The 4,963-nt window shown below is 73.7% G+C and carries 5 protein-coding genes; 2 read left to right on the forward strand and 3 right to left on the reverse strand.

Annotated elements, in window-relative coordinates; genetic code table 11:
* Window positions 1–127 precede the first annotated feature (127 nt).
* Window positions 128–928, forward strand: coding sequence for a sugar phosphate isomerase/epimerase family protein (locus GTW67_RS31165; RefSeq protein WP_161168099.1), 801 nt, complete (start codon window positions 128–130; stop codon window positions 926–928).
* Here the strand turns inward: GTW67_RS31165 and GTW67_RS31170 are convergent.
* The 3 genes from GTW67_RS31170 to GTW67_RS31180 all read right to left on the reverse strand — a co-directional run bounded on the left by GTW67_RS31170 (window position 895) and on the right by GTW67_RS31180 (window position 3,877).
* A complete protein-coding gene (locus GTW67_RS31170) occupies window positions 895–1,977 on the reverse strand; it encodes a DUF2637 domain-containing protein (protein WP_524539842.1) in 1,083 nt (360 codons plus the stop codon). The genes GTW67_RS31165 and GTW67_RS31170 overlap by 34 nt on opposite strands.
* Window positions 1,978–2,325: 348 nt before the next feature.
* Window positions 2,326–2,955, reverse strand: coding sequence for a GNAT family N-acetyltransferase (locus tag GTW67_RS31175; protein ID WP_237519117.1), 630 nt, complete (start codon window positions 2,953–2,955; stop codon window positions 2,326–2,328).
* Entirely contained in the window at window positions 2,888–3,877 is a 990-nt protein-coding gene (locus GTW67_RS31180; RefSeq protein ID WP_237519116.1) for an EamA family transporter, read from the reverse strand. The genes GTW67_RS31175 and GTW67_RS31180 overlap by 68 nt, the downstream gene beginning before the upstream one ends.
* Before the next feature lie 100 nt (window positions 3,878–3,977).
* Between GTW67_RS31180 and GTW67_RS31185 the strand changes: the two genes are divergently transcribed.
* Window positions 3,978–4,898, forward strand: a complete 921-nt coding sequence (locus tag GTW67_RS31185; RefSeq protein ID WP_161168102.1) for a LysR family transcriptional regulator — start codon at window positions 3,978–3,980, stop codon at window positions 4,896–4,898.
* Window positions 4,899–4,963: the final 65 nt, after the last annotated feature.

The raw sequence follows: 4,963 nt of genomic DNA on the forward strand, positions 1-4,963 counted from the left end.
GGCCTCGTCCTCAAACGCCGGACGGGCTGGATGTTGCCGTGCGGCCCCTCAAGAGAGCCCCGCCCGTCCCCGCGACACCTCCCCGAAGCGGGAATCCGGGCCGGGATCGCGGGTAGGGTCCCCGGGCATGAAGCTGGCGTTCTCCACTCTCGGACTGCCCGGACTGCCGTTGCCCGATGTGCTGCGGCTCGCGACCGACCACGGTTACCACGGCGTCGAACTGCGCGCCCATCCCGAGGAGCCGGTCAACCCCGGCCTCTCCCCCGGTGAACGGGCCGACGCCGCCGCCGCGTTCAAGGCGGCCGGTGTCGAGCCGCTCTCCGTCGCGGGGTACGCGCGGGTCGCCGCGCCCGGTGACGACGACGCCGTCGTCGGCGAGATCCGCGACCTGCTCGACCTGGCCCGCGACCTGGGCGCCCCGTACGTCCGGGTCTTCCCCGGCGGCGGCACCGGCCAGAGCTCCGAGGAGGCCGACGCGACGGCCGCCCGGCGCCTGGGCACCGCCGCCGAGTACGCCACCGACGCGGGCGTGCGCATTCTGCTGGAGACCCACGACTCCCACCGCACCGGCGCCGACGCGATGCGCGTGCTCGGCCTCGTCGGCCACCGGCAGGTCGGCGCCCTGTGGGACGTCATGCACACCTGGCTGGGCGGCGAACAGCCCACGGACAGCTACGCGGCACTGTCCCCGCACCTCGGCTACGTCCAGGTCAAGGACATCGCCTCCGTCGACGACACCACCCCGCTGCCGCTCGGCGCGGGCGTGCTGCCGCTGGCCGAGTGCGTGGAGGTGCTGTCCCGCGAGGGCTGGGACGGCTGGCTGTGCTGGGAGTACGAGAAGCGGTGGTACGAGGCGGCGGCCCCGCTGCCCGGCCTGCTGGACGAGGGCCGCCGTCACCTGGACCGGCTGCTCAACGAGTCGGCCTGACGACCGGCGCGCCGGGGCTGCGGGAAGGAACCGGTCGTGCGCTGCGCCTGGTTCCGCAGCGGCCGGTTGTCGCTGATCACGTACGTCTTCGGCGCGGGCTCCTGTGACGGGGCCGCCTGCGGCCGGTGACCGTCGCCCGACCGGGTGCCGTCGCGCCGCGCGCCCGTGGTGCCGGCGGCCCGGTCCGGTGCCGCCTCGGGCGCCCGCGCCGCGTCGGCGCCCTGAGGGGGCGAGGTCCGCATGCGGTGCCGGGGTGACGCACGCCGGGGCGGGCGGGTCAGGGTGATCTGGCGGACCAGCTGCTGGAAGCAGGTCAGGGACGCCAGGCTCGGCAGGGCCGCGGCGGCGACGTCGACGAGGGTGCGGGGCGTCTGGGCGGCCACGCACAGCAGCATCGCGATGAGCGAGAACGCCAGGACGACGCACCAGGAGTGGACCGCGCGGCGCTGGTGCAGTGCCGCCCGCAGGACCGACAGCGACGACGCGAGCCAGGGCCCGTAGACGAGCAGCGGCCACCAGGACACGGCGCCCGTCTGGAGGCGGGTCAGGGCGACGACGCGCAGGGGGTCGTAGGCGACCATGCCGCCGAAGAGGCTGACCGCGGAGGCGATGACGGTGATGGCGGCGGCGATGACGTAGCTGACCGCCTGGAGTCCGCGCGGCCCGCGGCGTACGCGCACCTTGCGGTGGCTGCGGGCGGCCCCTCTCAGCGGGGGCAGTTCGGCCGTGATCTCCTGGAGGTTCTGGAGGGGGCTGCCCGGTGACGGGACCGCGGCCGGTGTCTCGTCGCGGGGCGCGGGCGAGGGTGCCGGGGTCTCGGGGAGCTGTTCCTCCAGGGCGTCCTGGAGCATGAAGGCCAGCTCTTCGGCCGGGTCCCAGGACATGTCCGGGAGGGGCATCGACAGGTCGTCGTCGGGGGCCCGGTGACGGCCGTGGCCCGCCTCGTGGTGCGGTGCGGCGTACGGGGATGCGGCGTAGGGGGGTTCTGCGTAGGGGGGTTCGGCGTACGGGGAGTAATCCGGTCCGTAATACAGTTCCTCGTCGTGCACGGCCCGGTCACTCGGCCCGCGAGAAGACGGGCCGTTCCCGCATCGCGGCCCACCGTCCGGCGAGGTCTTCCTGGAGCTCGCCCATGACATTCAGGAAATCCCGCAGAATCGGCTCGGTTTCCCTGAGTGCGACGGGTGTTCCGCCCTGTTCCCCCGCCGTGTTCTTCCGCTCGGAAGCCCAAGGAGGACACTTCCCCCCAGTTACCTTGGTCATGCCCTCACTAACGTCAGCCGCCTCATCCGGATGCGCGGCAAACGAGTGAAGGATTAGCCCGACAAGTAGTCTGTAAGGGTGTCCGCCCGGTCGTCCGCCTGACGCTTAAATCCTTCTTTCGTTTCAAGGAGAAATCATGCGCGGCCGAATTCCCGGCCCACGCGGGACGCGACCCGGCTCTCCAGTCGCGCCCGGCACACGGGCCACTCCGCCGCCGTGATCGAGTAGAGGGCGGAGTCGCGCAGCCGCCCCTCCTCGCCCGGCACGCTGGAGCGGGACCAGTTGCGCAGGACGCCCTCCAGGCGGGCGCCGACCGACTCGATGGCCGCGCGGGAGCGGCTGTTGCGGGCGTCCGTCTTCAAGTCGACCCGCGAGACGTCCCAGACCTCGAAGGCGTGCCGGAACAGGAGCAGTTTGGCCTCGGCGTTGATGCCGGTGCCCTGGGCCGAGCGGGCCAGCCAGGTGAAGCCGACCTCGACGGCGTCGAGCCTGTCCTCCGACAGCCAGGAGCGCGGCTCCCAGTAGGACGTGGTGCCGACCGCCCGTCCGGTGGCGAGGGAGATCTGCGCGAACGGCGCGAGCTGTCCCGTGGCCGCGCGGGCCGCCTGGGTGTCCAGGTACGCGGCGACCTCGTCGGCGCGGGGCACCCAGGTGAAGCCGTAGGTGCCGCGTTCCTCCTCCGCCGCCAGGGCGAGGTCAGCGGCGTGCTGCGGGCCCAGCGGCTCCAGCCGTACCGACGTGCCTTCGAGTACCGGTGCCTTCATCGTGAACGTCACCGGCCGGATTCTTCCGCGTGGGCACACAGCCGTCGAACGCATTTTCCCGGCGGCGCGGGCGGCGGGTCACCGAGGTCAGCGCCACGCCGCCCACCAGCAGGGCGCCCGCGCACCAGCGCAGCGGTGTCACCGGCTCGCCCAGGAAGAGGGCCGCCGACGTCATCCCGAAGACGGGGACCAGGAGGGAGAACGGCGCGACCGTCGAGGCGGGGTGGCGGCGCAGCAGCCAGCCCCAGGCGCCGAAGCCGAAGACCGTCGAGACCCAGGCGACGAACAGCAGCGTGCCCGCGCCCGCCCAGTCCAGGCCGCGCAGGGCCGCGAGGTCCCTGGAGGGGCCCTCGGTGAGCAGGGAGAGGGCGACGAGCGGGAGGACGGGGACGGTGGAGACCCACACCATGAAGTTCAGCGCGTCGGGCGGGGCCGCCTTGCGGGTCAGGACGTTGGACACGCCCCAGGCCGCCGCCGCGGCGACCACCAGGGCGAAGGCGCCGAGCGGGCCGGAGGTGCCCTCGTCGACCGCCGCGACGCCGATGCCCGCGCAGGCCACCACCATGCCCAGCACCCGGATGCGGGCGGGGCGTTCGCCCAGTACGGCCGCCGCGAACACGGCCGTGAACACCGCCTGGATCTGGAGCACCAGGGACGACAGGCCGGCCGGCATCCCGGCGTCCATGCCGACGAAGAGCAGGCCGAACTTCGCCACCCCGAGCGCCACGCCCACGGCCACGATCCACTTCCAGGCGACCTTGGGGCGGCCCACGAAGAACACGGCCGGCAGGGCCGCCGCCAGGAAGCGCAGGGCGGAGAAGAGGAGGGGCGGGAAGTGGTCGAGGCCGATCTCGATGACCGTGAAGTTGACGCCCCAGACGGCGGCGACGAGCACGCCGAGAGCGAGGTGGGAAGGTCGCATGCGTCGAGGATCGCCCCGACAGACGATTTAGCACCAGCGATGATTGCTGCATGGTTGGATGAAGCACTGCTACTGCTTCATCGACGATCCGGGAGCCGGCATGCTCGACCTCCAGCGGCTGCGCGCCCTGCACGCCGTGTCCGTGCACGGCACCGTCGGGGCGGCCGCCGCCGCGCTCGGCTTCACCCCGTCCGCGGTCTCCCAGCAGATCGCCAAGCTGGAACGGGAGACCAGGACCGTGCTCCTCGAACGGGAGGGCCGCGGGGTGCGGCTCACCGACGAGGCGCGTCAACTGGCCGCCGCCGCACGTGAACTGATGGCCATCGTGGAGCGCACGGAGACCGAGCTGGAGGAGCGGCGCGGGGTGCCGGCGGGGCGGCTGACGGTCGCCGCGTTCCCGTCGGCGGCGCGCGGGCTGATGCCGCCCGTGCTGGCCGACCTGGCGGCACGCCATCCCGCGCTCGACACCCGGCTCAGCGAGGCCGACCCGCACGTGTCCGTGGACCTGGTGGCGAAGGGCGCCGTCGACCTCGTCGTCGCGCACGACTGGGACATCGCGCCGCTGCCCGCCCCGGCGGGCGTGGAGCAGGCGCCGATCGGTGAGGACCTGTGCGATCTGCTCGTCCCCGAGGGTCACCCCTTCGCGGGGCGTGGCGCCGTGCGGCGGGAGGAGCTGGGCGGGCAGCGCTGGATCTGCCAGCCGCCGGGGCGGGTCTGCCACGACTGGCTGGTGCGGACCCTGCGGACGGCCGGGTACGAGCCGGACATCGTCCACCAGGCCGACGAGAACCCGACGCTGGTCGCCCTGGTCGCCGCCGGGCTGGGCATCGCGGTGATCCCCCGACTGGGGCGCGGCCCGCTGCCCGCGGGGGTGGTGGAGGTGCCGCTGGACCCGATGCCGGTACGACGGCTGTACGCGCTGTGGCGCACGGGAGCGGCCCGCCGCCCGGCGATCGCGGAAACGGTACGAGCCCTACGCACCCACTGGCCAACGGTCGCCGCCCACACCGGTCACCCCTAACCGAAACCCGGCCGGGGCCCCGACCCCGGCCGCCCCGAAGGCCCCACCGAGCCCGCCCGGACGCT

This window comes from Streptomyces sp. SID5910, assembly GCF_009862125.1.
In the GTDB taxonomy this organism is placed as follows: Bacteria; Actinomycetota; Actinomycetes; order Streptomycetales; family Streptomycetaceae; genus Streptomyces.

What these genes read in the sequence shown, in the direction of transcription:
- GTW67_RS31165 (WP_161168099.1), top strand. Translation starts at nt 128, where the DNA reads ATGAAGCTGGCGTTCTCCACTCTCGGACTGCCCGGACTGCCGTTGCCC.
- GTW67_RS31175 (WP_237519117.1), bottom strand. Translation starts at nt 2,955, where the DNA reads ATGAAGGCACCGGTACTCGAAGGCACGTCGGTACGGCTGGAGCCGCTG.
- GTW67_RS31180 (WP_237519116.1), bottom strand. Translation starts at nt 3,877, where the DNA reads ATGCGACCTTCCCACCTCGCTCTCGGCGTGCTCGTCGCCGCCGTCTGG.
- GTW67_RS31185 (WP_161168102.1), top strand. Translation starts at nt 3,978, where the DNA reads ATGCTCGACCTCCAGCGGCTGCGCGCCCTGCACGCCGTGTCCGTGCAC.